Source organism: Pseudideonella sakaiensis (genome assembly GCF_048320135.1).
Taxonomy (GTDB): domain Bacteria; phylum Pseudomonadota; class Gammaproteobacteria; order Burkholderiales; family Burkholderiaceae_C; genus Ideonella_A; species Ideonella_A sakaiensis_A.
This window is the reverse complement of the sequence record NZ_CP182947.1, coordinates 147,667-173,734: the sequence shown is the minus strand read 5'-3', so window position 1 is coordinate 173,734 and position 26,068 is coordinate 147,667. Positions and strand designations below refer to the sequence as shown.

Annotated in this window: 20 protein-coding genes, 1 tRNA gene and 1 pseudogene; 10 read left to right on the top strand and 12 right to left on the bottom strand. The window is 65.5% G+C overall.

All coding sequences use genetic code 11. From position 1 onward, the window contains the following. Positions 1 to 14: 14 nt before the first annotated feature. On the bottom strand, positions 15 to 1,175 hold the full coding sequence (locus ACNH6H_RS00770) for a tetratricopeptide repeat protein (RefSeq protein WP_418314817.1): 1,161 nt from the start codon (positions 1,173 to 1,175) through the stop codon (positions 15 to 17). Beyond that, entirely contained in the window at positions 1,172 to 1,801 is a 630-nt protein-coding gene (locus ACNH6H_RS00765) for a peptidylprolyl isomerase (protein ID WP_418314816.1), read from the bottom strand. Before ACNH6H_RS00765 ends, ACNH6H_RS00770 begins: the two co-directional genes overlap by 4 nt. 241 nt (positions 1,802 to 2,042) lie before the next feature. On the opposite strand from ACNH6H_RS00765, the gene cysS reads away from it, so the two are divergent. From cysS to ACNH6H_RS00735, 6 genes are all read left to right on the top strand, one after another. Next, positions 2,043 to 3,416, top strand: a complete 1,374-nt coding sequence (gene cysS, locus ACNH6H_RS00760) for a cysteine--tRNA ligase (protein ID WP_418314815.1) — start codon at positions 2,043 to 2,045, stop codon at positions 3,414 to 3,416. Then, positions 3,401 to 4,075: a DNA-3-methyladenine glycosylase family protein gene (locus tag ACNH6H_RS00755; RefSeq protein WP_418314814.1), complete on the top strand. Its 675-nt coding sequence runs from the start codon at positions 3,401 to 3,403 to the stop codon at positions 4,073 to 4,075. The genes cysS and ACNH6H_RS00755 overlap by 16 nt, the downstream gene beginning before the upstream one ends. Positions 4,076 to 4,097: 22 nt before the next feature. Then, a complete protein-coding gene (locus tag ACNH6H_RS00750; RefSeq protein WP_418314813.1) occupies positions 4,098 to 5,069 on the top strand; it encodes an acetyl-CoA carboxylase carboxyltransferase subunit alpha in 972 nt (323 codons plus the stop codon). Between the two features lie 23 nt (positions 5,070 to 5,092). Next, positions 5,093 to 6,475: a tRNA lysidine(34) synthetase TilS gene (gene tilS / locus ACNH6H_RS00745; RefSeq protein WP_418314812.1), complete on the top strand. Its 1,383-nt coding sequence runs from the start codon at positions 5,093 to 5,095 to the stop codon at positions 6,473 to 6,475. Positions 6,476 to 6,568: 93 nt separating this feature from the next. Further along, the gene (locus tag ACNH6H_RS00740) at positions 6,569 to 7,837 is read left to right on the top strand and encodes an aspartate kinase (protein ID WP_418314811.1); all 1,269 of its coding nucleotides are present in this window, start codon (positions 6,569 to 6,571) and stop codon (positions 7,835 to 7,837) included. A 59-nt stretch (positions 7,838 to 7,896) separates the two neighbouring features. After that, positions 7,897 to 7,989: transfer RNA gene (locus ACNH6H_RS00735), tRNA-Ser, on the top strand. Between the two features lie 78 nt (positions 7,990 to 8,067). On the opposite strand, the gene ACNH6H_RS00730 is transcribed toward ACNH6H_RS00735, so the two are convergent. The 7 genes from ACNH6H_RS00730 to ACNH6H_RS00700 form a co-directional block, all read right to left on the bottom strand. Beyond that, the gene (locus ACNH6H_RS00730) at positions 8,068 to 9,252 is read right to left on the bottom strand and encodes an NAD(P)/FAD-dependent oxidoreductase (protein WP_418314810.1); all 1,185 of its coding nucleotides are present in this window, start codon (positions 9,250 to 9,252) and stop codon (positions 8,068 to 8,070) included. Positions 9,253 to 9,372: 120 nt separating this feature from the next. After that, positions 9,373 to 9,597: a hypothetical protein gene (locus ACNH6H_RS00725; RefSeq protein WP_418314809.1), complete on the bottom strand. Its 225-nt coding sequence runs from the start codon at positions 9,595 to 9,597 to the stop codon at positions 9,373 to 9,375. A 43-nt stretch (positions 9,598 to 9,640) separates the two neighbouring features. After that, positions 9,641 to 10,915: an ABC transporter permease gene (locus ACNH6H_RS00720; protein WP_418314808.1), complete on the bottom strand. Its 1,275-nt coding sequence runs from the start codon at positions 10,913 to 10,915 to the stop codon at positions 9,641 to 9,643. Continuing rightward, the gene (locus ACNH6H_RS00715) at positions 10,912 to 11,649 is read right to left on the bottom strand and encodes an ABC transporter ATP-binding protein (RefSeq protein ID WP_418314807.1); all 738 of its coding nucleotides are present in this window, start codon (positions 11,647 to 11,649) and stop codon (positions 10,912 to 10,914) included. Before ACNH6H_RS00715 ends, ACNH6H_RS00720 begins: the two co-directional genes overlap by 4 nt. A 12-nt stretch (positions 11,650 to 11,661) precedes the next feature. Next, positions 11,662 to 12,180, bottom strand: a complete 519-nt coding sequence (locus ACNH6H_RS00710; protein ID WP_418314806.1) for a ZrgA family zinc uptake protein — start codon at positions 12,178 to 12,180, stop codon at positions 11,662 to 11,664. A gap of 82 nt (positions 12,181 to 12,262) precedes the next feature. Further along, on the bottom strand, positions 12,263 to 12,835 hold the full coding sequence (locus tag ACNH6H_RS00705; protein WP_418314805.1) for a DUF3299 domain-containing protein: 573 nt from the start codon (positions 12,833 to 12,835) through the stop codon (positions 12,263 to 12,265). A gap of 109 nt (positions 12,836 to 12,944) precedes the next feature. Next, positions 12,945 to 13,565, bottom strand: coding sequence for a diguanylate cyclase domain-containing protein (locus tag ACNH6H_RS00700; protein ID WP_418314804.1), 621 nt, complete (start codon positions 13,563 to 13,565; stop codon positions 12,945 to 12,947). 28 nt (positions 13,566 to 13,593) lie between these two features. Here ACNH6H_RS00700 and ACNH6H_RS00695 point away from each other — a divergent pair. After that, positions 13,594 to 14,747 (top strand): annotated as a pseudogene (locus ACNH6H_RS00695) (IS3 family transposase); the annotation flags it as partial. Between the two features lie 109 nt (positions 14,748 to 14,856). Here ACNH6H_RS00695 and ACNH6H_RS00690 read toward each other — a convergent pair. Then, positions 14,857 to 17,238 (bottom strand): PAS domain S-box protein, encoded by a 2,382-nt coding sequence (locus ACNH6H_RS00690; protein WP_418314803.1) that lies wholly within the window; start codon positions 17,236 to 17,238, stop codon positions 14,857 to 14,859. 172 nt (positions 17,239 to 17,410) lie between these two features. Continuing rightward, entirely contained in the window at positions 17,411 to 18,661 is a 1,251-nt protein-coding gene (locus tag ACNH6H_RS00685) for a CaiB/BaiF CoA transferase family protein (RefSeq protein ID WP_418314802.1), read from the bottom strand. A gap of 99 nt (positions 18,662 to 18,760) precedes the next feature. On the opposite strand from ACNH6H_RS00685, the gene ACNH6H_RS00680 reads away from it, so the two are divergent. The 3 genes from ACNH6H_RS00680 to ACNH6H_RS00670 all read left to right on the top strand — a co-directional run bounded on the left by ACNH6H_RS00680 (position 18,761) and on the right by ACNH6H_RS00670 (position 25,195). Next, positions 18,761 to 20,071 (top strand): TIR domain-containing protein, encoded by a 1,311-nt coding sequence (locus ACNH6H_RS00680; RefSeq protein ID WP_418314801.1) that lies wholly within the window; start codon positions 18,761 to 18,763, stop codon positions 20,069 to 20,071. Between the two features lie 248 nt (positions 20,072 to 20,319). Beyond that, positions 20,320 to 22,563, top strand: a complete 2,244-nt coding sequence (locus tag ACNH6H_RS00675) for a S8 family serine peptidase (protein ID WP_418314800.1) — start codon at positions 20,320 to 20,322, stop codon at positions 22,561 to 22,563. 115 nt (positions 22,564 to 22,678) lie between these two features. Then, positions 22,679 to 25,195 carry a putative bifunctional diguanylate cyclase/phosphodiesterase gene (locus ACNH6H_RS00670; protein WP_418314799.1) on the top strand — a complete coding sequence of 839 codons (2,517 nt, stop codon included), beginning with the start codon at positions 22,679 to 22,681 and terminating at the stop codon, positions 25,193 to 25,195. 1 nt (position 25,196) lies between these two features. Here the strand turns inward: ACNH6H_RS00670 and nadC are convergent, their stop codons facing one another. Further along, the gene (gene nadC, locus ACNH6H_RS00665; protein WP_418314798.1) at positions 25,197 to 26,066 is read right to left on the bottom strand and encodes a carboxylating nicotinate-nucleotide diphosphorylase; all 870 of its coding nucleotides are present in this window, start codon (positions 26,064 to 26,066) and stop codon (positions 25,197 to 25,199) included. Positions 26,067 to 26,068: the final 2 nt, after the last annotated feature.

Here is a 26,068-nt window from a genome sequence, read left to right as displayed (position 1 = left end):
TGAACGCATCACCATCAAGATCCCACCGATTCCTTTCGGATCAACCATCGTCCGTTTCGTTTGACCAATTCGAGCACCTTGTTTCCGGTGACATTCAGCTGATCGGCAGAATAGTTCTGCCGGAAGCTGACCTTCGCCGCATCGTCGCCGTTCATCTCGACGGACACCGATGCAAGTTCGACCGAAATCCTGGTCTTGCCGAGTATGCGCAGCCTGCGCCCATCCTGCCAGCGCGCCGCGGTGCCGTCGCCGCCGGAAAAACCAGGCACATAGGACGCAAAATAGGCATTCATGTCCTTGCGTTCCCAGGCGCTGGCCCAGGCATCGACGGCTGCACGCACCTCGCGGGCCTCTTCATTCGCCTTGCGCTGGCTCGAGTCGGCGGTCGCCGGTCGTGCCTTCGACGGACCGGCGTCGACAGCATCGTCACGCCCAGGAGTGCGCGTCTCGGGCTTCGGTTTCTCAGGCTTCGGCGCATCGGGCTTCGGCGCCTCGGGTTTTGGTGTTTCCAGCTTCGGTGTTTCCGGCTTCTGTGTTTCCGCGGTCGTCGGTGGAGCGGCGGCCACGGCTGGCGCAGGCACCGGAGCGGGCGCCGGCGAGGGCGCCGGAACGGGCGGCGGCGCGACCGGCGCAGCCGCGGCAAGAACCACCGGCGCACTGTCCTGGCGGCTGCCTGCCAGCGACTTCAGCATCGCGAGTTTTGGCGTCCCGGCGCTGTCGTCGATCTGCAACGCCCGCGCATAGGCACGACTGGCCAGCCGCACATTCAGCGACGACAGGTTCTCGAACGCGGTGTTGTAGCTGGGCCGGCTGCGCACTGCAGCCTCGAGCGCGGCGCGGGCCTTGTCGATCTGGCCCTGCTCGGCATACAGCACCGCAAGATTGTTCAGCGGCTCGGGCAGTGTCGGAAAGTCGCGGCTCATGCGTTCGAAGACGGCGACCGCATCGGCGAAGCGCTTCTGGTCGACGAGCAGCACGCCTTTCTGGAAGCGCAACTGCGCATCGTCGGGCGCCTTTGCAAGCAGCGTGTCGATCTTGCGCAAGGCGTCGGCGGTGCGCCCTGCAGCGACCAGTTCGTTGACCTCGTTGAGACCGGGCGAGGGCAGATTCGCCAACGTCGAACTCGCGACGGCCAGACCAGCCGTCAGCACCACGATCGGACGAAAACTCTTCACTGTTGCACCACTGCCTCGAGGATCGTCACCGGCTGCACCGGCACATTCTGCTGCATCCCCCGGGATTGCGTCGGCACGGCAGCAATCCGGTCGACGACGTCCATGCCTGATATCACCTTGCCGAATACCGCGTAACCGTTGCCGTCGCGCGAATTGGCCGAGTTCAGAAAATCGTTGTCCTTCAGATTGATGAAGAACTGCGACGTTGCCGAATCGGGCACCGAGGTTCGCGCCATCGCGACGGTGCCGCGGTCGTTGTTCAGACCGTTGCGGCTTTCAAGCGGGATCGGCGCGCGGGTCGGTTTCTGCACCAGATCCGGCGTAAAGCCGCCGCCCTGGATCATGAAATTGCCGATGACACGATGGAAAACAGTGCCGTTGTAGTGACCGGCTTTCACATACTGCAGAAAGTTGTCGACCGACTTCGGCGCCTTCGACGCGTCGAGCTGGATCACGATGTCGCCCATGCTGGTGGCCAGCATCACGGTTTGCGCAAACGCCGCCGGTGCGGCCAGCAAACTGCCGGCCAGCACGATCCGGCCGAACAGCCGGCGCAGTGCCGCTGACGAGCTGCGCGCGATGACGAGGGGGTGATCAAGCTTCCAGCCAGCGCTGGTTCCGGCCATTGTGTGAAGCAAGCCGTTGTGTGGCATCGATATCGAATCAGGAAGACGGAGCAAAGAGGTGATGCAACGCACGAATGCGCCGCCGCTATACTCGTTCGATTGTAGTGCAGCCCCACCGCCAGCGACTGCTGCACGGGGCCTCGGCAGCCTGGGCTCAGACCGGCAAGCGCCCGGGCCGGCGGCTCCGCCCATCCCGATCCCGACCACTCGCAACAGGCCTATTTCTGTCCATTTCGGCAACATGACGCTGCGCATTTTCAACACCTTGAGCCGGCAGGTCGAGGATTTCGCCCCGATCGACGACGGACATGTGCGGATGTACGTGTGCGGCATGACGATCTACGACCTGTGCCATGTCGGTCATGCCCGATTCCTGCTGGCATTCGACGTCGTCTACCGCTGGCTGCAGGTGCTCGGTTATCGCGTCACCTACGTGCGCAACATCACCGACATCGATGACAAGATCATCCGCCGCGCCCTCGAGCGCAACATCCCGATCGCCGAGCTGACGCGCGAGATGACGCAGGCAATGCACGACGACATCGCCGCGCTGGGCATGCTGGCGCCGACCCACGAGCCGCGCGCGACCGAGCATGTGCCGCAGATGCTGGCGATGATCTCCCAGCTCGAAGACAAGGGACTTGCCTATCGTGCGTCGAGCGGCGATGTGAATTTTGCCGTCCGCAAGTTCGATGGTTATGGCAAGTTGTCGGGCAAGTCGATCGACCAGCTGCGCGCCGGCGAGCGCGTCGCGGTCGACGATGGCAAGCAGGACCCCCTCGATTTCGTCTTGTGGAAGGCAGCCAAGGAAAGCGAGCCCGACGATGCGAAATGGGACAGCGACTTCGGCAAGGGGCGGCCGGGCTGGCACATCGAGTGCTCGGCGATGAGTTGCGCGCTGCTCGGCACACATTTTGATATTCATGGTGGCGGCATGGATCTGCAGTTTCCGCACCACGAGAATGAAATTGCGCAAAGCGAAGGCGCCAACGGCAAGCCATTCGTCAATTATTGGCTGCACAACGGCTTCCTGAATATCGACAACGAGAAGATGTCGAAATCGCTCGGCAATTTTTTCACGATCCGCGAAGTGCTCGGCCGCTACGACGGCGAAACGTTGCGCTTTTTCATGCTGCGCACCCAATACCGCAGCCCGCTCAATTTCAGCGACGCCAATCTCGACGATGCGCGAAATTCGCTGCGCCGGCTCTATACGGCGTTGGCCGCGGTCGATGGCGACGATGCGGCCGTCGACTGGAGCCTGCCGCAGGCGGCGGCGTTTAAGGCGGCGATGAATGACGATTTCAATACGCCGCAGGCCATTGCACAGCTGTTCGAACTCGCCGGCGAAGTCAACCGCGGCCGCGATCCGCGCATTGCCGGCCAGCTGAAGGCGCTCGGCGCGACGCTCGGGCTGCTGCAGCAGCCGCCGCGCGAATTTCTGCAGACCGGCAGCGGCGTCGACGAGGCCGAGATCGCCCGCCTGATCGGCGAGCGGGCGGCGGCCAAGCAGGCGCGTGATTTCGCCCGCGCCGACGAAATTCGCAAGCAATTGCTGGCGCAGGGCATCGTGTTGCAGGATTCACCCGAAGGCACGCGATGGGTCAAGGCCTAAACGGCGCCGAGACCGCACTGCCAGTGGTGCAGACGCCGTCCTACTGGGACGAGGCCTGCCGTCACCTGGCCAAGCGCGACCGCGTGATGCGCAAGCTGATTCCGCGTTTCCCGGAGGCCAGGCTGCAGTCGCGCGGCGATGCCTTCACGACGCTGGCACGGTCGATCGTCGGCCAGCAGATCTCGGTGAAGGCCGCGCAATCGGTCTGGGACCGCTTTGCCGCGCTGACGCCATCGAAGCCGGGTCATATCGATCCGGCGCGCGTCGTCGCGCTCGATCCGCAACTGATGCGCAGCGCCGGCCTGTCGATGCGCAAGGTCGAATACCTCGCCGACCTGGCACGCCATTTTCACGAAGGCAGCGTGCACGTCTCGCAGTGGACGTCGATGGACGACGACGCGATCATCGACGAGCTGGTCGCGATCCGCGGCATTGGCCGCTGGACCGCCGAGATGTTCCTGATTTTCCACCTGATGCGGCCGAACGTGATGCCGCTCGACGACGTCGGGCTGATCAAGGGCATCAGCCTCAGCTATTTCAGCGGCGAGCCGGTTTCGCGGGCCGAGGCGCGCGAAGTTGGCGAAGCCTGGGCGCCATTCCGCTCGGTCGCAACCTGGTATATCTGGCGCAGCCTCGATCCGCTGCCGGTAGACTATTGAATCGCCCATACGATCCGCCAGCATGAGCAAACGACATTTTCTTGATTTCGAGCAGGGCGTTGCCGAACTCGAAACCAAGATCGAGGAACTGCGTTATGTGCAGAACGAATCTGCCGTCGACATCTCGGAAGAGATCGACCGACTGAGCAAGAAGAGCCAGCAACTGACGAAGGAGATCTACGCGAAACTGACCCCATGGCAGGTCACGCAGATCGCCCGCCATCCACAGCGGCCCTATACGCTCGACTATGTGAACGAGGCGTTCACTGATTTCCAGGAACTGCACGGCGACCGCCATTTCGCCGACGACCAGTCGATCATCGGCGGCATGGCCCGCTTCAATGGCCAGCCCTGCGTCGTGATCGGCCACCAGAAAGGCCGCGACACCAAGGAGCGCAGCCTGCGCAATTTCGGGATGTCGCGGCCCGAGGGTTACCGCAAGGCGCTGCGGCTGATGAAGCTCGCCGAAAAATTCGGCCTGCCGGTCTTCACCTTTGTCGATACACCGGGCGCCTATCCGGGCATCGGTGCCGAGGAGCGCGGGCAGTCCGAGGCGATCGGTCGCAACATCTACGAGATGGCGCAGCTCGAGGTGCCGATCATCTGCACGATCATCGGCGAAGGCGGTTCCGGTGGCGCGCTGGCGATCGGCGTTGGCGACCAGACGCTGATCCTGCAATATGCGGTCTATTCGGTGATTTCTCCTGAAGGCTGCGCGTCGATCCTCTGGAAATCGTCCGAACGTGCAGCCGAGGCCGCCGAGGCGCTCGGCATCACCGCGCATCGCCTGAAGGCGCTCGGCCTGGTCGACAAGATCGTCAACGAGCCGGTCGGTGGTGCGCACCGCGACATCAAGCAGATGGCCTCGTACCTGAAGCGGGCGTTGGCCGATGCCTTGCGTCAGGTCAGCGACCTGAAACCGAAGGAACTGCTGCAGCGCCGCTACGAGCGCCTGCAGGCCTACGGGCGGTTCACGGACACGACCGAGCGCTGAGTCCGGTCGCGACGGCGCTGTCGATGGTCCGTGCCGAAGCACCGCGGCGCCGCGCAGCACTTCAGCAGCAGCCGCTCGTTGCGGTCGCCTGCAGCGGTGGGCGCGATTCGACCGCGCTGCTGCATGCGACACTTCGCTCGGCAGCCGAACTCAATCTGCAGGTGATCGCCCTGCACGTCAACCATGGTCTGCTGCCGCAGGCCGACGAATGGCAACGCAGCCTGCGCGCGCGGTGCAGCGCGTGGGCTCGCCGCGGCGCGGCGCTGCGGCTGATCTGCGAACGCATCGACGAGCGTCCGGCAGTGGGCGACAGCATCGAGGCCTGGGCGCGCCGTGTCCGTTATGTCGCGCTGCGGCGGATGGCGCTGGCTGCCGGCTGCGACACCGTGCTGCTGGCGCACCATCGGCGCGATCAGGCGGAAACCTTTTTGCTGCAGGCCTTGCGCGGCGCCGGCGTGGCCGGCATCGCCGCAATGCCGGCGGCCGTGCAGCGCGACGGCATCCATTGGCTGCGGCCATGGCTGGAACAGCCGCGGTCGGGGATCGATGCCTATGTCGCACGGCATCGACTGGCCCACGTCGACGACGACAGCAACGACGATCTGCGCTATGCACGCAACCGCCTGCGCCATCAAGTCTGGCCCGGGCTGTTGCAGGCCTTTCCCGACGCCGAACGGACACTCGGCGATGCGGCCCGCTGGGCGCAGCAGGCCACAGCCGCATTGCAGGAACTGGCGACAATCGATCTGGCAACAACCGGCGCGGCGGGCGAACTGTTGCATCGGCCATGGCTCGCGTTGTCGACGGCGCGGCGCAGCAATGTATTGCGTGCCTGGCTGCAACAACATGCCGGCCGGCCGGCACCCGCATCGCTGGTCGAACGACTGCTCAGCGAGTGGCCGACTGCAGCGGATGAGGCCCCCGCGGCCCGCGGCGGGCGGTTCTGGGACTGGGGCGACGATCGGCTGCTCGATATCCGCGGCAGGCTTCGGTTTGTCGCCGGCGGTGCAGCGGCCGGGCGCTTGGCGAAAACGACGGCAGACGACGTTGCGCGCTTGATGTCGATCGATGGCACGGGCCTTCATCGCGTACCCGGCTGGCGCGGTCGTTTGCGTGTCGAAGCCGTTGCCGGCGACGGTGTTCCGCTGCGCCGACTGGCCGCGCTCGCAGTGCGGCGTCGCACCGGCGGCGAAAATTTCCAGGCCGGGCCGGCGCGGCCGGCGCGCAGCCTGAAAAAACAGTTCCAGGCCGCCGATGTGCCGGCTTGGCTGCGTGACGGCCCGCTGCTCTACGACGGTGACGAATTGCTGTTTGTCGCCGGCCTCGGCCTCGATGCGCGCTGCACGGTGGCCGTTGGCGACGATCTGGTCCGCCTCGATTGGCTGCCCGACGAAGCGGCAGAGTGAACGGCCAGCGGGCCTGCGGGCAAGCCGGTTAAAATCGCGGGCTTTGCGCCACGGCCGGCCAGGCCGAGGCGGTTCACGTCCCAGACCTGCACCATGGCACTCATCGTTCACAAATACGGCGGCACCTCAATGGGTTCGCCCGAGCGCATCCGCAATGTCGCCAAACGCGTTGCCAAATGGGCGAGGGCAGGGCACCAGATGATCGTCGTGCCATCGGCGATGAGCGGCGAAACGAATCGCCTGCTCGGCTTGGCGAAGGAGTTGTCGCCGGAGATGGTGACCCCGTCGATGCTGCGCGAGCTCGACATGATCGCGTCGACCGGCGAGCAGGTCTCGGTCGGCCTGCTGTCGCTGGCGTTGCAGGCCGAAGGCATGGAAGCGGTCAGTTATGCCGGTTGGCAAGTGCCGATCCGCACCGACAGCTCATTCACGAAGGCGCGCATCGAAAGCATCGACGACAGCCGCGTGCGCGCCGATCTGGCCGCCGGCAAGGTGGTCGTGATCACCGGCTTCCAAGGTGTCGACGCCGACGGCAACATCTCGACGCTCGGCCGCGGCGGCTCGGACACCTCGGCGGTTGCGGTCGCGGCCGCGCTGAAGGCCGAGGAGTGCCTGATCTATACCGATGTCGATGGCGTCTACACCACCGACCCGCGCATCGTTGCCGAGGCGCGCCGCCTGCACACGATCAGCTTCGAGGAAATGCTCGAGATGGCAAGCCTCGGCTCGAAGGTGCTGCAGATCCGCTCGGTCGAATTTGCCGGCAAATACCGCGTGCCGTTGCGCGTGTTGTCGAGCTTCACACCGTGGGATATCGACATCGACGAGGAAGCCGAATCCGGCACGCTGATCACATTCGAGGAAGATGAAAAAATGGAACAAGCCGTCGTTTCAGGAATCGCGTTCAACCGCGACGAAGCCAAGATCAGCCTGCTCGGCGTGCCCGACAAGCCGGGCATCGCGTTTCACATCCTCGGCCCGGTTGCCGAGGCCAACATCGATGTCGACGTGATCATCCAGAACGTCTCGCACGATGGCCGCACCGACTTCTCGTTCACCGTCCATCGCAACGACTACCAGCGCACGATGGACTTGCTGAAGTCGGCGGTGCTGCCGACCACCGGCGGCGCCGAACTGACCGGCGATCCGAAGATCTGCAAGGTCAGCATCGTCGGCATCGGCATGCGCTCGCACGTCGGCGTCGCGAGCAAGATGTTCCGCGCACTGGCCGAAGAGGGCATCAACATCCAGATGATCTCGACCAGCGAGATCAAGACCAGCGTCGTGATCGACGAGAAATACATGGAGCTGGCCGTGCGCACGCTGCACAAGGCCTTCGACCTGGAGCAAACCGGGAGCTGAAAACCGGCTGCGCGAGCAGCGGAACCCCTTCCGCATCGGGTTAGAATGCGGGCTGTGCTGGAGCTGTGACCGAGTGGCCGAAGGTGCTCCCCTGCTAAGGGAGTAAGCGGGCAAAACCTGCTTCGAGGGTTCGAATCCCTCCGGCTCCGCCAACAACAAGAATGAAAAAGCCCCGGAAGGGGCTTTTTTCATGGGCGTCGTTCGTGCCAGAACTCCCGTTCGCAGGCCGATCACGACACCGCACCCAGCCCATACCGTCCGGTCAGCAACTGACCTTTGCGGAAACGCTCGTGCGCATACGGCGTCAGCGGCACATCGGTCGGCAATTCCAATGCTTCTTGCGCAAGCACCATGCCGACACCCGGCGACAGCTTGAAGCCGTGGCCGGAGAAGCCGTAGCCAACGACCAGGCCGGGCACGTCGGGCAGGCGGCCGAGAACCGGGTTCCAATCCGGCGTCACGTCGTAGACACCGGTCCATGACGATGCCAGCCCGGCTTCGCCGAATGACGGAAACCGTTCGGCGACCTGGGCGCCGACCTCGACGACGTAGTCCATCGAGATGTCGCCCTGCTCGTTGTCGGGTTCGGCGAGCGTCTCGCCGACCGTGCCTTCGCTGACCAGCATCTGCCTGCCGCCATAGCTGCGGCAGTACAACATGCCCGGGGATCCGAGGTCCTTGAAAACCGGCATCTTGAAGCTGTAGGCATCCGGCCCTTCGAGTGCGAGCACCGCATGGCGCTCGGCCTTCACCGGCGTCGGCACGCCGGTCCATTTCTCGATGTCGGTGGCCCAGATGTTCTGCGTGCTGATCACGGTGTCGCTGTGGAAAATGCCCTGGTTCGTTTCGACGCCAAGCACGCGGCCGTCGTCGATCAGCAGGCGTTCGACATTGACGCCTTCGATGATCTTCACGCCGAGACGTCGGGCCGCACGGGCAAAACCGGTGGCGACCAGATAGGCATCGGCAAAACCGGCCTCGGGTTCGAAGCCGATCAATGCGGCGTCGTCGAAGCGCGCGATCGGCAGCAGATCGCGCGCCGCGGCCTGGTCGATCAACTGCACCTCGATGCCCATGCTGCTTTGCCCGTCGAGCGCCGCGCGCAGCGGTTCGAGCTTGTCACCGTCGGGCGCGGCAATCAGGTAGCCGCACTTGACCAGTCCGGCCGATGCATCGTCATCGCCGATGTAGGCGGCAAAATTGTTGAAGACCGACCACGAGCGTTTTGCCAGTTCGACGTTTTCGATCACCGAATAATGCGTGCGCAATATGCCGGACGACTGCGTGCTGGTGCCAGCGCCGATCTGCAGGCGATCGAGCACCAGCACGCGGCCGGCCCCGAGGCGGGCAAGGTGATAGGCAACCGAACTGCCGATCACGCCAGCACCGATCACGATGGCGTCAAAACTCTGCATGGGGGCTCCAGTCGGGAATGGGATCGACCTGAGCTTATGTGCATCGGGTCGACCGCGGAGAAACTGACGAGGGGATGTCTTGCCGTGCCGCACGAAACGTGCCGCGTGATGGCGCCCCGCTCAACGCGGCGGACAACTGCGCACGCAGGAAATGAAGCTTTTGTGGCAGGCACGCAGCTCGTCGGTCTTTGGCTCGACGATCGCGCCGGTGAATGCACATTTCGGGTGTTTGTCGATGCACCATTGCGAGCAGGTCCGCTCGACAAGCGCAATCTCGAGGTCTGGCACACCGGTGGCGCACGCCGACGTCAACAACAGGGCAAGCGCGGCGGCAGCGAGTTTCATCGTCATCTCCATCGATCGTCGTTGCTGCAAGTCTGAAGGATTTTCAAGCCTTCGGCGACAAGCCGTCGGCAAGCGAGATCCGGTAGGCACGCCAGCCGGGCAGCAGGCTGGCGAGAAAACCCGCGGCGACAACCGCACCGAGCAGGGCCCATTGCGTCGACGACGGCGCATCGAGGCTCAAGTCGATGCCATAACTGGCCTGCACCCACGGCGCGGCCGAGACCAGCGCCAGCCCGGTCAGCACGACGCCAAGGCCGGCGCCGAGCAAGGTGATCAGGCCACCTTCGGCGGCCAGCATCAGCAGCACATGGCGCGGCGCCGCGCCGACCGCTCGCAGCACCGCGAGTTCGCGGCGCCGCTCGTTCAGGCCGGTCAACACCACGGCGACCAGTCCGAGCAGGCTGACCAGCGCGACCAGCGCCGACATCGCGAGCAGCGCGCGCTCGCCGACGCCGACGACGTCCCACAATTCATCGAGCGCGACGCCGGGCAATACCGCCATCAGCGGCTCGCCGGCAAACTCGTTGACCGCGCGCTGCACCGAAAAGACGGCTGCGCGATTCTTCAGGCCGACCAGCGCGGCCGTCACCTTCTTCGGTTGCAGGTTGGCCGCGTGTGCCTGCTCGGCATCGAGCGTGCGGCCTGGCAGCGGTACGCCGGCGATCCAGTCGATATGGATTGCCTCGATCGCTTCGAGGCTGACGTGCACGGTGCGGTCGACCGGCGTGCCGGTGCGCGCGAGGATGCCGACGACGGTGAAGGGTTTGTCGGCATGGTCGTTGCCCTCGATCGTGCCGCCGCCGTGGCTGAGCGTGATTCGCTCGCCGAGCCGGTAGGCCAGCGCCTCGGCGACCTCGGCACCGATCACCGCGTCGTACAGCCCCGCGCTCGTGCCGTCGAAGGCGCGGCCTTCGGCGAGCACCAGCGGCTGGCGATCGCCATAAAGAAAGCGGCTGAAATAGTCCGCCGTCGTGCCGAGGACCGGAAAACCGCGGTGCGAATCACCGAGCGACAACGGCACCAGCCAGGCCACGGAGCGATGGCCGGCGATCTCGCGCAGGCTGTCCATGCGCACATTGCTGGTCGCACCACCGACCCGGAACACCGAATACAGCAGCAGTTGCAGCGAGCCGGTGCGCGCGCCGACGATCAGGTCGGTGCCGCTGACCGATTGAGAAAAATTGCTGCGCACATCGGCGCGAACACGTTCGACGCCGAGCAGCAGAAGGGTCGACAACGCGACGCACGAGACCACCAGCGCCAGCGTCGCGCGCCGGTGCCAGGCGCTGCGCCAGGCGATGCCGAGGACGGGTTTCATGCCGTCGGCGCCCGCTCGAACGGTGCGGCTGGCTGCAGGCCACGCCCGGATGGCCCGGCCAGATTGATGTCGGCGAGCGCCAGGCACTCGTTGAAACGGTTGGCGAGCCGCTCATCGTGGCTGACGAAGACCAGGGTGCTGCCGGCGGCACGGCATTCGTCGATCAGCAGATCCATGAAGGCATCGCGCAGCGGCGTGTCGAGCGCCGAAGTCGGCTCGTCGGCAATGACCAGTTCGGGGCGGCCGATCAACGCCCGTGCAGCGGCCACCCGCTGCTGCTGGCCGACCGACAGCTGGGCCGCCGGGCGCTCCCATAAACCCTCGCTCATTCCGACCTCGAGCAGCAACTGCCGGGCTGCCGCAAGCGGCGAACCGGCAACGCTGGCTGCACGCTGAGCGCGGCGTGCCGAGAAGCGGCAAGGCAGCAGCACGTTGTCGACCACGTTCAGGTACGGCAGCAGATTGAACTGCTGGAAGATGTAGCCGACATGGTCGGCCCGGAAGGCGTCGCGGCGCGTGCCCGACAAGTCGTTCCACGCCTGGCCGAGCAGACTGACGTGGCCGCTGCGCGGCAACGTGACGCCGGCCAGCAGGCCGAGCAGGCTGCTCTTGCCGCCGCCGCTCGGGCCATGCAGGAAGACGCTGCGTCCGGCGGCCACCTGCCAGCTGTCGATCTGCAGGCAATCGTCGCCAGCGTGCGGCCAGCGGAAACGCAAGTCGCGAACGTCGATCATGCGCGGCCGTTGTCAGCGGGCCAGCTGGACGCGTCGTGCGGACTTCGTCAGCCGTTGCTTGAATTGCCCTGTCGGCCCGGCGATCTGCACGTCGATGCGCTGCATGTGGGGGTGGCCGAACAGCTCGACGTCGACATGACCGGCGCGCTCGGCAGCCTCGCACTGAAACTCGAAGCTGGCACGCAGGTCGGCATGACCGGCGGCGGCTGCCGGCTGGCTGCCGAGCTGCAGCACGGCGGAAACCAGGTCGACATGGGCGAGCCGGCAGCCGGCCTGAGGGTCGATGCGAAACGGAGTGCCGGCCTTCAGCCGTGCGACCATTTCGTCGGTTTTGGATCGCTCGGCCGCGCTGCGCGGCGCACGTTCGAATCCGAGCAGATTGTCCAGCGGCGAGTCGAGCGCGATGACCAGCGTTCGCGCATCGATCGCGATGTCGAGCTTCGCTGCACCATGGACATGCGCCTGGCCGGCGATGCCGAGCAGCGGCAGGGCTGCCAATGCGCAGGCGATCGATCGACGAACGGTCAACATCATTGGCAAGTGGCGAGCAAGATGAAACGGTGGGATGCCGCACCGGCAGCGCGGCGACGGCGTTGGGCTGGCGCGCGGCTCTTCAGCGGCGCGTCGGCGGGACGTAGGGCTCGACCCGAGCGGCCTTCATCTGATAACCGCTGACACCCATCTCGGAATTCTGCCGCTGCGTATTCACCACGCCGCTCGCCCACACCGCATCCATGCTGTTGACGCCTTTCAGCGGCGGGTTCGCGAGCACATGGATGATCTGATTCGCCGGCGGCGGCGGCGAGTGGATGCAGGCGCCGAAATAGGGCACCAGCAGGAATTCCTTCAGCCCGGCCTTCGATTCCTCCAGCGGCACCACATAGCCGGCCAGCTTCACCGCGGCACCGTCCATCTTCGCGTTGGTCGGCGCATTGTCCCAGGACTCGCGCATCTTGCGCATCAACTCCTGGCTGCGCGGATCGCCGTCGTCGATCAACAGGCCGCTGGTGGGCAGGTTCAAGCCCTTCATCGGGTCCCAGTCCTTCGGCATCAGCGCTTCCCACTTGATCGTCTCGTAGGTCGTGGAAGGTTTGGTCGCTTGCGCCGACGCCAAGGCGGGGCCGAGGATCAGGCAGGCGATCGCCAGAGCGCGTCGAAGGCCGGGCAGGGACAGGCGGAGATTCATCAGGCGGTGCTTCAGTTCGGATTGACCGGCTGCAAATGCTAGCCGATCGGCCGGCACCAGGGCGTTCGGCCGGCCGGAAGCCTGGAAACCGATGCCATTCGCCGAACAATCAACCCGGCTCGCCGGCCCAGACGCCCTTGCCGGAACGTTTTGCGCGGTACAGCATCGCATCGGCCCTGGCGATCAGATCGCCCGCACCGGCTGCCGGATCGATGCCGAAAGCCACGCCGACGCTGGCGCCGATCTGCAGCGACAGGTCGTCGACCACAAATGGCTTGGCGGCGGCGCCGACCACCTTGTCGGCGACGGCTGCCGCATTCGATGCGTTGCGTACACCGGACAGCAGCAATGCAAATTCATCGCCGCCGAGCCGTGCGACGACGTCGGTCGGCCGCACCAGCGACAGCAGCCGCTGCGCAACCAGTTGCAGCAGGCGATCGCCGACCGGATGGCCGTGGCGGTCGTTGACCGGCTTGAAATGGTCGAGGTCGACATACAGCATCGCGAGCTCTGCGCCGCGGCCCTGCGCGAACTCGGTCTCGAGGCGACGATCGAAGCCGGCGCGGTTGAAGAGGCCGGTCAGCGCATCGCGTTCGCTCAATTGCAGCAGCCGATGCTGTTCCTGCCGGTGCGCCGTGATGTCCTGTCCGACACTGATGAATCCGTCGACCGCGCCCGATTCGGCGACCAGCGGCGTATAACTCTGAAGTTGCCCCGCTTTCACGGACACCTTAATCTGCGAAGACAAGGAGTCCGCCATGGCCCGAACCCGACCTCCGTACCCTGCCGAATTTCGGCAACAAATGATTGAGCTGGTTCTCGCCGGCCGCTCGCCTGCTGAACTGGCGCGCGAGTTCGGCGTCACCGCGCAGACCATCACCAACTGGGTCGGCCTTGCTGGCAGTAGCGAGGCGCGCACCAAGCCGAACTCGCAGGCACTGAGCAATGCCGAACGTGAAGAGCTCGCTCGCCTGCGCCGCCAGTTGCGCCAAGTCCAGATGGAGCGCGACATCTTGGCAAAGGCTACGGCCTGGTTCGCCGCGAAGGGCGACAAGACGTTCACACCGTCTTCGAACTCATGAACGCGAACCAGGCCGTCTTTCCCGTGCGCAAGATGTGCCGCGTGCTCGGTGTCTCGCACAGCGGTTTTTATGACTGGTTGCATCGACCACCCTCGCGACGGGCGATGGACGATGCGGTGCTCAGCGAACGCATTCGAACGATCCATGCCGAGTCGGATGCGACCTACGGTATGCCGCGCATTCGATTCGAATTGGCAGAGCACGGAATACGCGTTGGCGGCAAGCGCATTGCGCGGCTGATGCGAGCGGCCGACTTGCGAGGCGTCAGCAGGCGGCGAGCCTTCACGGTCACGACGCAACGCGACGACAAGCAGCGCCCGGCGCCAGATCTCGTCAATCGCACGTTCAAGGCCGAGACGGCCAATCAGCTCTGGGTCGCAGATATGACCTATGTGCCGACCTGGGCAGGATTCATCTACTTGGCGGTCGTTCTGGATGTGTGGAGCCGCCGCGTGGTGGGTTGGTCGATCGGCGAACGCATGACCGCCGAACTGGTGCTCGCGGCCTTGAACATGGCAATCGGCCAGCGTAAGCCGGACGGGGTGATCCATCACAGCGATCAGGGCAGTCAATACACAAGCGTTGCCTTCGGCAAGCGCTGCGCCGAGTTCGGCGTTCGCCCGTCGATGGGCAGCGTGGGCGATGCGTACGACAACGCCATGGCCGAGAGCTTCTTCGCCACCCTCGAATGCGAGCTGATCGACCGGCGCAGCTTCAAGACGAAGGCGGAGGCCCGCACCGCGCTGTTCACGTACATCGAAGGTTGGTACAACCCTCGCCGCCGGCATTCTGGAATCGGCTACCTGTCGCCCGCCAACTTTGAGAGGAAACATCAGATCGACCGAGGCACTCGACCGTCGTGCACCCAACACGGGTTACCCACCGTCGGCGCCAGCGTGGCATGCGCCACGCCGCCGGTGGATAACCCTGCACCTGTGCTCACCAAGCACGCAAGCCCGGCTTGAGAATCAAGCCGATACCTGTCCGTGGAAACGGGGTAAGTCCACTCATCACCAGGTTGCGGCCGACTTCGCGGCGCGGGCTGGTGCGTTCGAACTGCACCGCCTCGCCGGCCAGCACCCGGTCGATCCATGGCTGGCTGCGCCGCAGATCCGCCGCGCTCAGCACCTCCGAGACCGTCCGGCCAAGCACCTTGTCCCGGCTCAAGCCTATCCATCGCTCGAATGCGCTGTTGACGAAACGGTAGCGCAGGTCGCTGCCGATCACCGCGACGGTCGCCGGCACCGCCTCGGTCACGGCACTCAGCGTCGCGGTCTGCATCTGCAGATCGTGGCGGGACCGGGTCGCCGCCGAGATGTCTCGTATCACCGACGAATAGCGGGCTACCCGGCCCAATTCGTCGCGGTGGGCGACAACCAGTTGGCTGACCGGCAGCTCTCGTTCACCGGAAATTTTGACGGCCGTCTCGCCGACCCAGGCGCCATGCGACTTGACCGCCGGCACGATCACCTCGGCGAAGTGGCGGTTCGTCGCGTCGCTGTTGAATTGGGCGAAATTCAGCCCGTCGAGCGGTGCATCGGGTGCCAGGCCGGTCGCTGCACGCACTGCCGGATTCATGTAGGTGATGCTGCCGCGCCAGTCGGTCTGCACGACGAAGTCGGGGGAGTTCTCGAGGATCGCGGTCAGTTCGAGAAGCCGCTGTTCGGCACGGCTGCGCTCGGTGATGTCGGTCGCACTGGTGAAGAATCCGCGCACGACCCCGTCGTCGCCCACATCGGGCAGAAACTGGCAGTCGATGCGCCGTGTGCCGTCGGTGCGGTGCTCCTCGAATTCGAAGCGCTGCGCCTTGCCGGCGAGCACACCGTCGAAATGCGACTGGATCTCGGGCGGCGTCGGCTCGCCGGTGATCTCGGCGCGCGACTTGCCGATGATCTGCTCACGCTTCAGCCCGAACACCCGCGCGCGCACATCGTTGACGAAGCGATAACGCAGATCCCGGTCGAGATAGGCGATCCGCTGCGGCAGGCTGTCGGTCATCAGCCGCAGGAAGCGTTCGTCATCGACCACCCGCTGTTCGAGCTGCTTGTGCGCGGTGATGTCCTGGAACGCACCGACCAGCCGCAATGGCGCGCCGCTGGCGTCGAGTTCGCACTCGCCCTGCGCGCGAACCCAGATTCGCCGGCCCTTGGCCGTGACGAGCGGCAATTCGAGATCCCAGGCTTTGCCGTCTTCGATCGCGGCGCGCACGGCGGCCTCGATGAGCTGTCTGGCCTCGGGTGCATAAAACTTGACCGCCTCGTCGACGGTCGGGATGTAGGTCGAATCGACTTCGTGGATTGCCCGTGTCTGCGCAGACCAGGTCAACGCACCGGTCTGCAGATCGAGCTGCCAGCCACCGACGCCGGCGACCCTGCCGGTGCGCTGCAGCAATGCCTCGCTGTCGCGCAGCGCCTTTTCGGCACGCTTTTGCGCGCTGATATCTCGGCCGACCGAATGCAGCAGCGTCCGGCCTGCTGCGTCGATCTGCCGCGTGTTGGTCCAGGCGAACCATTCCTCCTCGCCGCCGGCCGATGCCATCCGGTTCACGCCGATGGCTCGCTCGCCGGTTTCGAGCACGCGGCTGATCAACGAGCGCACCGTATCGCGGTCGGCCGGCTCGACGTAGTCGAACAGATTCGATCCGATCAGCGCATCGACATCGCTGCCGAAATGCTGCGCATACGCCGGATTGGCATAGATCAGCGTGCCGTCTGGCAGTGCCTGTGAAATCAGCTCGCTCTGTGCATCGAGGATCGCGCGGTGCCGAGCTTCGCTTTCGGCGAGTTCGACCTCGTAGCCGCTGCGTGCCGCCAGTACGCGGCCGGCCAGTTCGCTGCGCATCTCGAGCGCCTGCACCGCGATTTTCGCCAGCGACTCGAGCTGCCGCGATTGTTCGGCAGACAGACGGTGCGGCTTGCGATCGATGACGCAGAGCGTGCCGATGCGCGCACCGTCGGCGGTCGTCAACGGCGCTCCGGCATAAAAGCGGATGTCCGGCGCCTCGGTGACCAGCGGGTTGTCGACGAAGCGCGGATCCTGCCGCGCGTCCTCCACCTCGAACAAGGTATCTCCGGTGATTGCATGCGCGCAGAACGCGATGTCGCGCGGCGTCTCGCTGACCCCGGGAAGTCCGACATTGGCCTTGAACCATTGCCGATGTTCGTCGATCAGACTGATCAGCGCGATCGGAACGCCGCAGATTTCGCCTGCCATTCGCGTGATGCTGTCGAATACCGGTTCGGCAGGGCTGTCGAGGACCAGCAGATCATGGAGACGGGCCAGCCGGCGGGCTTCGTCTGTCGGAATGGGTGCGGAAACCATACTGCGGTCGACCGGAAAAACATGAAACGGCGGGCGATCGCACAAGCGCAATCCGCGCTGGCATCGACCGCCGGGCCGCGAGCGTAGCACCTCGGCATCTCGCCGCGTCGATCGACATGATGCGGGTCAACCCTGGCATCGCCGAGCCAGTCCGACCCGGCGAGCGAAAGGACTATGCAGCTTCGCCCGGACCGGCGTCGCCGCCGTGGACAACGCCGCGCTGCTGCAACTCGGCGATCCGCTGCGCCGACAGACCGAGCGTCGTTGTCAGCACCTCATGGGTCGCTGCACCGAGCTGCGGCGGCGCATGGCGGATCGGCGCACGCCGGCCGTCGAAGCGGTATGGCGGCGCCATCACCGGCACGCTGCCGGCCACCGGGTGCGGATGGGTTTCGACCAACCCGCCGGCCTGGCTGCGCTGCGACGTCAAGGCTTCGAGCAGGCCGAGCACCTCGCCGCAGGGAATCCCGGCTGCGGCCAGCCGCTCGAGCAACAGCCGGCGCGGCCGATTTGCCAGTTCGCGGTGCAGTTCGGGCAGCAGCAACTCGCGGTTGCGCGATCGGTCGGTATTGCTGGCAAAACGCGGGTCGGCAGCAAGATCGGCGCGTTCGATCACCTCGGTGCAGAAACGGCGGAACTGGCTGTTGTTGCCGACCGTGATCACCAGCGGGCCGTCGGCGGCCTGGAAAACGCCGTATGGCACGATCGACGGATGGGCATTGCCGTATTTCGGCGGATCTTCGCCCATCAGCAGCGCCTCCATGCCGTAGTAGGCGCTGATCATCAGCCCGCAGTCGAACAAGGCCATCTCTATGTGCCGGCCGACACCGCTCCTTTCGCGTTCGTACAACGCGGCGAGGATCGCCTGCGCCGCATACATGCCGGTAAACATGTCGACCGCGGCGACGCCGAATTTCAGCGGCGGCTGGCCGAGCTCGCCATTCAGTGCCATCAGGCCGGCTTCGCCCTGCACAACGAGGTCGTAGCCCGGGCGCGCCGCCTCCGGCCCGCTGCGGTCATAACCCGAGACCGAGCAGTAGACGAGGCGCGGATGGGCCTCGTGCAGCTCGGCAAAGCCAAGACCCATCTTCTCGATGCCTCCGAACTTGAAATTCTGGATCAACACGTCGCTGCGCAGCGCGAGCTCGCGCGCCAGCGCCTGGCCGTCGGCTTGCTGCAGATCGATGCCGATCGACCGCTTGTTGCGGTTCATGCTGTTGAAATAGGCGGTTTCGGTCTCGCCGATGCGCTGTCCCCAGTCGCGGGTATCGTCGCCGCGCAGTGGGTGCTCGACCTTGATGACCTCGGCGCCAAGGTCGCCGAGCACCATGCCGCAGAGCGGCCCGGCCAGTACCCGTGACAAGTCGAGCACGCGGATGCCGGCAAGCGGCAGGGATGGTGCAGCAGCGCTGGGGATCGTCATCGACCCAGTCTACGTGAGCGGGCCGCCTGTGGCGAACACGACGGGCCAGCGGTTCCCGTTCCGCCTGGCATCGGCTATCGTCGATCAGCGAGGATCACCGTGATCAAGCTTTTCATCTCCTACCGGCGGGGCGATTCGATGCATGCGGCGCAGCGCGTGCGGATGAGCCTGCAGCACCGCTTCGGCGACGACGCGGTCTTCATCGACCGCGAGATACCGCCGGGCACGAACTGGGAGCAGCACCTCGAGCAGATGCTGGTCGAGGCAACCGGCGTCGTCGTGATGATCGGCGACGATTTTCTGAAGCTGTTGCGGCGCAACGGCGACGGCGCTGCGGTCAAACGCGATCCGCTGGTCTGGGAGATCGCGACCGCGCTGCGCCTGCGCAAGCCGATCTATCCGGTGCTGTTCGGTGCACTCGACATGCCGGATCGGACCCGTTTGCCCGAGCCGATTCGCGAGTTGGCGAGTTTCCAGGCGGTATTTGCCCGAGAGCCGGCCTTCGACGTCGCGATCGGCGAACTGATCAAGACGGTGGCCCGGCAGCAGGGCGGGCTCGATCTGCTCGAAGCGGCCGCGTCGTCATCCGAACGGGGCGCAGGGTCGGCGAGGCCGGGCGCAGCCGATCTCGCGGTGCGGCTGGCGATCGCCGCGGCCGCGGCATGGGCCTGCTGGTGGGTAGGACGCGTCATCGGCTGGCTCGCCGAGCCGGCCGCTGCGGCGTTGCGGTCGGCCGAATCGGCGTCCTGGCTCGGCCTGCGTTATCTGTTGTGCACCGCGTTGTGGGGCTTCGGCCCCTATCTCGGGTGGTGGCTGGTCGCGCAGCTGCGGGCCCGCGCCAAGGTGCCGCTGTTCAATCTGCAGGGCGTGCTGCTGACGGTCAACGTGATCGCGATCCTGCTGGCCGGCGGCAGTTTTCTGTTGCTGTCGACCTTGCCAGGCTGGCGGCTGCAGCCGCTGCTGATCTTCCCGGATCAGCCGCAGCCGGCGCACTATGTGCTGCTCGCGCTCGGGCTGCTGCTGATCATGCTGGCGGCGATCGCGCTGGTCGTCTGCGAACCGCTGGTGCGCTCGGCCGATCCGGCGCGACGTCGGCGAGGCCTGCGCCTGATCAATCTGGGCGGCGCGGGCGTCGCCGCCTGCGTGCTGTGGTTCGCGGCGTCGATCGCTGCCTCGCTGCCCGCGCTGGGCCGGCTCGATCCGGTGCCGGTTGTCGGCTACCTGATGTTGTGCCCGACCTTGTCGCTGTCGTTGTTTGCCTGGGTTCATGTGCACCCGCTGACCGGGCTGCAGGGCCGTCCATGGCCGATGATCGGCCTGTTTGCGCTAGGCACCGCGCTGATCGTCTCCTGCACGATCGCGCTGTTTGCCTATGGCCCGGCGCGGCTGCTCGGATTGGTCGGCGGCTGAGCACCAAGCCACCTCCTCTCGCAATCTTCTGCAGCCGCGGTGCCTGGCTCGACCGGATCGCAGCACACCGGCGCCTGCATCAACCTTCCTCGGCGTCCCTTGCGTGCTTTTTTCACGAATTCGCATGCGGTCTGCAGTCGCCCAGCCTCAAGTCCGCCGTGCCGATGCCGAATTGATCGACAGGCGCCATCCGCACGCCCGACCAGTGGCTCCGCTGGCAGGTTCGACAATGACAAAAGAAGTAATCAATGATCCATGCTTTCGTGGTGCTGATCGAATCGAGAAGGGTGCTGCGTCACCTTGGTGTTCTGCTCGCCGCGTTGCTGCTCGGCACCGGCACATCGGTGCTCAACGCCGCTCCGGCCGACGGATGGGCAAAGATCGCACGTGAACTGAAGCAGGCCCATGCCGCCGGCAAGAAGAACTGGAAGAACGAGAACGATCATGTCAAGGCGCTGATCGTCGCCAACTCTGCCGATCCCGACCTGGCGGCCTTGCGCACCGCAGTACTCAACGCCGGCGGCACGGTCTACAACCGCTTCACCGCCATCCAGGCGCTTTCGGTGATGTTGCCTTCAGCCCAGCTCGCGGCGATTGCACAGCGCAGCGACGTGGTCAGCATCTCGCCGAACCGCATCACGCGCCGTACCGCCAGCGTTCTCGAAGCCACGACCGGTGCGTTGCAGGCGCGCATCGATCCGTCGACCGGCAAAGCCGTTTATGACGGCAGCGGCATCGGCATCGCAGTACTCGATTCCGGCATCGCCCGCAATCACCGCGCATTCCTGGCGGCCGACGGCAAATCGAGCCGGGTGCGCCATGCGGTCGATCTGCTGCCGAACGGTGACACCAACACGCTGAAGCGCCGCGAGTGGCTTGCCGGCATCGATCTCTCCGCGAGCCGGCAACCCGGCCGCCTCGGCAACCTGCTCTACGAAATCAAGATCGCCAACCTGTTCACCGCCAATGCCGACACCTACGGCCACGGCAGCCATGTCGCAAGCGTCGCAGCCGGCCGCGCGGTGGGTCAAGTCGATTCGACCGGAATCGCGCCAAACGCCGATCTGATCGACGTCAGGGTGCTCGACGATCTCGGTACCGGTCAGGTCAGCGATGTCCTCGCCGGCATCGACTGGGTACTGGCCAACGCCGCGCGTTACAACATCAGGATCATCAACCTGAGCCTGTCGTCCGATTCCAGCGAAAGCCATTTGACCGATCCGTTGTGCCGCGCAGTGCGCAGCGCGGTGGCCGCCGGCATCACGGTGGTGGCGGCGGCCGGCAACTTCGGCGAGGATGCGACCGGCCGCGAGGTCTATGGTTCGATCGCTTCGCCGGGCAACGAGCCGTCGGTAATAACTGTTGGATCGGTCAACACGCGCGGCACCGTCGGCCGTCTGGACGACAGTGTCAACCGCTTCAGCTCGCGGGGGCCGACGCGCGGCGGGATCATCACCGCCAACGGCACCCGGGTACCCGACAACCTGCTGAAGCCGGACCTGGTCGGGCCCGGCAACAAGATCGTCGGGGCGCTCGCGGCCGACGGGCAGAACTGGAGCTTGCTCGCACGCACCTACCCGGAGCTGTCGGCGCCATTCGGTACGCCCGCCAGCCAACCGGCGCAGGAGCAGTTGTTCCAGCTCAGCGGCACGTCGGTCGCCGCGCCCACTGTCTCCGGAACGGTCGCGTTGATGCTGCAGGCCAACCCCGGGCTGACGCCGCCACTGATCAAGGCCATCCTGCAATATTCCGCGCAGCCGCTGCCGGGGGCAAATCTGTTGCAGCAAGGCGCCGGGATGCTGAACATCGATGGTGCGTTGCGGCTGGCCAGGGCGCTGAAGCCGGGGCTTGGCGAGCAGATCACCGCCGGCAGCCTGCCGATCGGCTCATCGCTGCTGGCCGGACCGATGCCGACGCCAGCATCGACGATCGACGGGCAGAAGTTCAATTGGAGCCAGATGATCTTTGCGGGCGGCAACCATGTGTTGTCGGGCGAGGATCTGCTGACGAGGTTCCAGGCTTTCCACGATCCGCGGCTGGTCTGGGTCAATGGCAGGGTGTCGCGCATCAACATCGTCTGGTGGCCGGCGGCCACCGGCGTGCCAGCGAACACGATTCCGAAATCGTTCAGCGAGGCGACTGCCGGCAACCAGGCGCTTCTCACCGCCGGCCTGCGCTCTGGTGTCGCGCTGGCTGGTACGGCCTCGTCGATCGGCCGCACCGGGCCGTTCATCCCGACGCAGACGCTGTCGAACTGGCTGGCCTCGGGCAGTGGCCCGGTATTCAGGCAGGGGCTGGTGCTCAGCGAAGGGCTGGTACTCAGCGAAGGGCTGGTATTGAGTGAAGGCCTGGTGCTCAGCGAAGGGCTGGTGCTGAGCGAAGGGCTGGTACTCAGCGAGGGGCTGGTGCTGAGCGAGGGGCTCGTTCTCAGTGAGGGCGGCCAGACCGCCGGCACCGCTGCTTCAGACCGATCGAGCCTCGGCGAGCCATGAACAAACGACCTGCGGCCGGCAGCAGCCGAACCTTATGAACCCAGTGATCAGCGACGAAAGCCCACGGAGCCCGGCAGGTTTGGCGTCCTGGCCGAGAGCCTTGCACCAGGCCCTGATGCCGGACTACAACCGCAAGGCCACCTTCTACTGGTGGCTGGTCGTGATCTGCGGCGGCCTCATCCTGGTCCACTGCGCCCATCAGCTCGCGCCGATGTCCGATACGGTCTGGTTGCAGATCGTGCTCGGCACATCGATGGCGATGATCGCCGGCTTGATGCCGGTGCGCGTTGCGGGGTCGACCAACTCGTTCACCGCCGGCGAGATCTTCATCTTCCTGTTGCTGCTGCTGCACGGTCCGGCGGCGGCAGCGGTGGCTTCTGCACTCGAGGCACTGGTTGGTGCATGCCGGACCTCGAAGCGCTGGACCAGCCGGATCGCCAGCCCGGCGATGGCGGCCATCGCGATGTTCGGCACCGGCAGCCTGCTGCAGGCCGGGCTCGATCTGGGCGCCAAGGACGGGTTGACGGCCGATCTGCTGACCCTGCTCGGTGCAATCGCATTCGCCATTGCCTACTTCATGGCGAACACCGTGCTGGTCACGATGGTGCCGCGGCTCAAGCGCAACGAACCCTTGCGTCTGCGCGACTTCTTCGGCTCCTTCGGCTGGCTTGGCGTGGCCTATGCCGGCAATGCTTCGGTCGCTGCATTCCTGTTCCTCAACATGAAGCAGTCCGGCGTCGTCGCGGTGATTGCCGCGGTGCCGATCATCGCGATCCTGTTGACGTCGGGACACTTCTTTTTCCGCCGCGAAGAGGCCGCCGAATCGGTGCGCAAGGCCAACGACGCGAAAGCCGAGCAAGCGGCTCGCCATGTGCTCGAGCTCGAATCGAGCGAGCGGCGCTTTCACAGCGCCTTCACGCACGCGTCGATCGGCATGGCCCTGGTCTCTTTCAACGGCACCATTCTCCAGGCCAATCAGTCGTTGCGGACGCTGCTCGGATTGCCCGAGGCCGATCCTCACAGTCTGTTGCTGCGCTCGTACCTCGCCCCGGAGTCGATCGCCATCCTCGATGCCGAACTCGAACGCGTTCGCGACGGCCAGCGCCAGGTCCGGGGTGTCGAATTGCTGTGCCGGCACCAGAATGGAAGCGATGTCTGGATGGCGATCCATTGCGGCTCGTTCGCCGAACCCGGGTCGGGCGAGCCGTGTTTCATCCTGCAGATGCACGATGTCAGCGCGCGCCGGCGCGCCGAGTCGGAGCTGCAACACATCGCGTTCCACGACAACCTGACCGGTCTGCCGAACCGGCATCGCTTCCACGAGCATCTGGCCAGCGCGATCGAATTTGCCAGCGGCAATCCCGGGTCACGGCCGTTCGGCGTGCTGTTTCTCGATCTCGACCGCTTCAAGCTGATCAACGACAGCATGGGGCACTCGGCCGGCGATGCCTTCCTGCAGGCTGCTGCATTGCGGATCACCCGCGTTGTCCGCCCGAGCGATGTCGTGGCCCGGCTTGGCGGCGACGAATTTGCGATCCTCGCCCGCGATGGCATCGACGAGGCCGGCCTGCGCGAGCTGGCCAATCGCCTGCAACTCGCGTTGCGAGAGCCGATGCACATCGACGGCGTCGAGATCTCGGCCACTGCGAGCATCGGCATCACGATGAGCTCGATTGGTTATCAGTCGCCAGAGGAAGTGCTGCGCGATGCCGATACCGCGATGTACAAGGCCAAGGCGAGCGGCAAGGCCCGCTTCGAGGTGTTCGATGTCAGCCTGCATGCGCAGGTCGCGAACCGGCTGGTGCTCGAGGCCGATCTGCGCCGGGCGCTGGCCGAAGAGAAACTGACGATCCAGTACCAGCCGTTGATCGACATGAAAAGCGGCGCGCTGGTCGGTTTCGAGGCACTTGCCCGCTGGCACCATCCGACGCTCGGCCATGTCAGCCCGGCCTTGTTCATTCCGGTTGCCGAAGAATCCGGCTCGATCATCCAGCTGACCGATTTCATCCTGCGTCGCGCGTGCCGCCAATTGGCGAAGTGGCAGGCACGCAATCCCCGCTTTGCCGAACTGACGATGCATGTCAACGTCGCCGGCAACGACCTGGCCAGCGGCAATTTTGTCCAGCGGGTCTCCGACGCGGTGATGGGGGCGCGGCTGCGCGCCGGTCACCTGACGATCGAGTTGACCGAAAACATCCTGATGGAACGGCTGGAAGCGGCAAAGATGCTGCTCGATCAGTTGCACGAACTGGGGGTGGGCCTCAGCGTCGACGATTTCGGCACCGGTTATTCCTCGCTCAGCCACCTGTCGAACCTGCCGATCGACAGCCTGAAGATCGACCGCTCGTTTGTCGAGAATCTCGCCGCGGATTCGAAGGAAGCCGCGGTCATCCGGGCGATCGTGCTGCTCGGCCATTCGCTCGACAAGCAGGTGGTCGCGGAGGGCATCGAGACCCAGGACCAACTCGCCCAGTTGCGCGAACTCGGCTGCGATGTCGCCCAGGGCTATCTGATTTCGCGGCCGCTCGATGAAGCGGCGGTCGACTCCTTCCTCGACCGACTGCTGCGCCGAAGCGGCGAGGCGGCGACCAATGTGATCGATATCCGCAGCCGCGCGACGTTTGTCGGTTGAACTAGTCGATCCGGCGCACCACCCGCAACGAATAGTCGACCGCGCGCACGTCCTTCGTCAGCCGGCCGATCGAGATCCGGTCGACGCCGGTGGCGGCGATCTCGCGCACCTGCTCGAGCTGCACATTGCCCGAATATTCGAGCACCGCGCGGCCGGCATTGATCGCCACCGCCTGGCGCATCGTCTCGAGGTCGAAATTGTCGAGCAGCACGTTGCCGGCGCCGGCGTCGAGCGCCTCGCTCAACTGGGCGATCGATTCGACCTCGATCTGGATGTCGACGCCGGCACCGAGCGCACGCGCATTGGCGAGCACCTGCGGGATGCCACCGGCCGCGGCGATGTGGTTTTCCTTGATCAGGATGCCGTGCCACAACGCGAGCCGCTGGTTGCGGCCGCCGCCGATGCGCACCGCATATTTCTGTGCCTGGCGCAGGCCGGGAATCGTCTTGCGGGTATCGAGGATCGCGCAGCCGCGCGGATTGGTCGACGCATCGCCGACCGCATCGACATGGGCACGGGTCAGCGTTGCGGTGGCCGACAGCAGCTGCAGGAAATTGAGCGCCGGGCGTTCGGCAGACAGCAGCGCGCGTGCGTTCGCGGTGATCTCGCAGACGGTCTGGCCGGCCCTCATCCGCGCGCCTTCGGCAAGCTGCCAATCGAGCTCCGCGTTCGGGTCGAGCTCGCGCACGCAGCCTTCGAACCAGTCGCGGCCGCACAGCACGGCATCCTCGCGCACCAGCAGCCGGGCGACAACGCGCTGCTCGGCCGGCACCAGTTCGGCGGTCCAGTCGCGCTGGCCGATATCTTCTGCCAGCGCGTCGCGGATATTGCGCTGGCGCGCCTGCTCGAGGTTTTCGTTGAAATTGACCATCG

What these genes read in the sequence shown, in the direction of transcription:
- ACNH6H_RS00685 (WP_418314802.1), bottom strand. Translation starts at nt 18,661, where the DNA reads ATGACGATCCCCAGCGCTGCTGCACCATCCCTGCCGCTTGCCGGCATC.
- ACNH6H_RS00740 (WP_418314811.1), top strand. Translation starts at nt 6,569, where the DNA reads ATGGCACTCATCGTTCACAAATACGGCGGCACCTCAATGGGTTCGCCC.
- ACNH6H_RS00675 (WP_418314800.1), top strand. Translation starts at nt 20,320, where the DNA reads ATGATCCATGCTTTCGTGGTGCTGATCGAATCGAGAAGGGTGCTGCGT.
- cysS (WP_418314815.1), top strand. Translation starts at nt 2,043, where the DNA reads ATGACGCTGCGCATTTTCAACACCTTGAGCCGGCAGGTCGAGGATTTC.
- ACNH6H_RS00730 (WP_418314810.1), bottom strand. Translation starts at nt 9,252, where the DNA reads ATGCAGAGTTTTGACGCCATCGTGATCGGTGCTGGCGTGATCGGCAGT.
- ACNH6H_RS00670 (WP_418314799.1), top strand. Translation starts at nt 22,679, where the DNA reads ATGCCGGACTACAACCGCAAGGCCACCTTCTACTGGTGGCTGGTCGTG.
- ACNH6H_RS00725 (WP_418314809.1), bottom strand. Translation starts at nt 9,597, where the DNA reads ATGAAACTCGCTGCCGCCGCGCTTGCCCTGTTGTTGACGTCGGCGTGC.
- ACNH6H_RS00765 (WP_418314816.1), bottom strand. Translation starts at nt 1,801, where the DNA reads ATGGCCGGAACCAGCGCTGGCTGGAAGCTTGATCACCCCCTCGTCATC.
- ACNH6H_RS00710 (WP_418314806.1), bottom strand. Translation starts at nt 12,180, where the DNA reads ATGTTGACCGTTCGTCGATCGATCGCCTGCGCATTGGCAGCCCTGCCG.
- ACNH6H_RS00715 (WP_418314807.1), bottom strand. Translation starts at nt 11,649, where the DNA reads ATGATCGACGTTCGCGACTTGCGTTTCCGCTGGCCGCACGCTGGCGAC.
- nadC (WP_418314798.1), bottom strand. Translation starts at nt 26,066, where the DNA reads ATGGTCAATTTCAACGAAAACCTCGAGCAGGCGCGCCAGCGCAATATC.
- ACNH6H_RS00750 (WP_418314813.1), top strand. Translation starts at nt 4,098, where the DNA reads ATGAGCAAACGACATTTTCTTGATTTCGAGCAGGGCGTTGCCGAACTC.
- ACNH6H_RS00690 (WP_418314803.1), bottom strand. Translation starts at nt 17,238, where the DNA reads ATGGTTTCCGCACCCATTCCGACAGACGAAGCCCGCCGGCTGGCCCGT.
- ACNH6H_RS00720 (WP_418314808.1), bottom strand. Translation starts at nt 10,915, where the DNA reads ATGAAACCCGTCCTCGGCATCGCCTGGCGCAGCGCCTGGCACCGGCGC.
- tilS (WP_418314812.1), top strand. Translation starts at nt 5,093, where the DNA reads ATGGTCCGTGCCGAAGCACCGCGGCGCCGCGCAGCACTTCAGCAGCAG.
- ACNH6H_RS00755 (WP_418314814.1), top strand. Translation starts at nt 3,401, where the DNA reads ATGGGTCAAGGCCTAAACGGCGCCGAGACCGCACTGCCAGTGGTGCAG.
- ACNH6H_RS00705 (WP_418314805.1), bottom strand. Translation starts at nt 12,835, where the DNA reads ATGAATCTCCGCCTGTCCCTGCCCGGCCTTCGACGCGCTCTGGCGATC.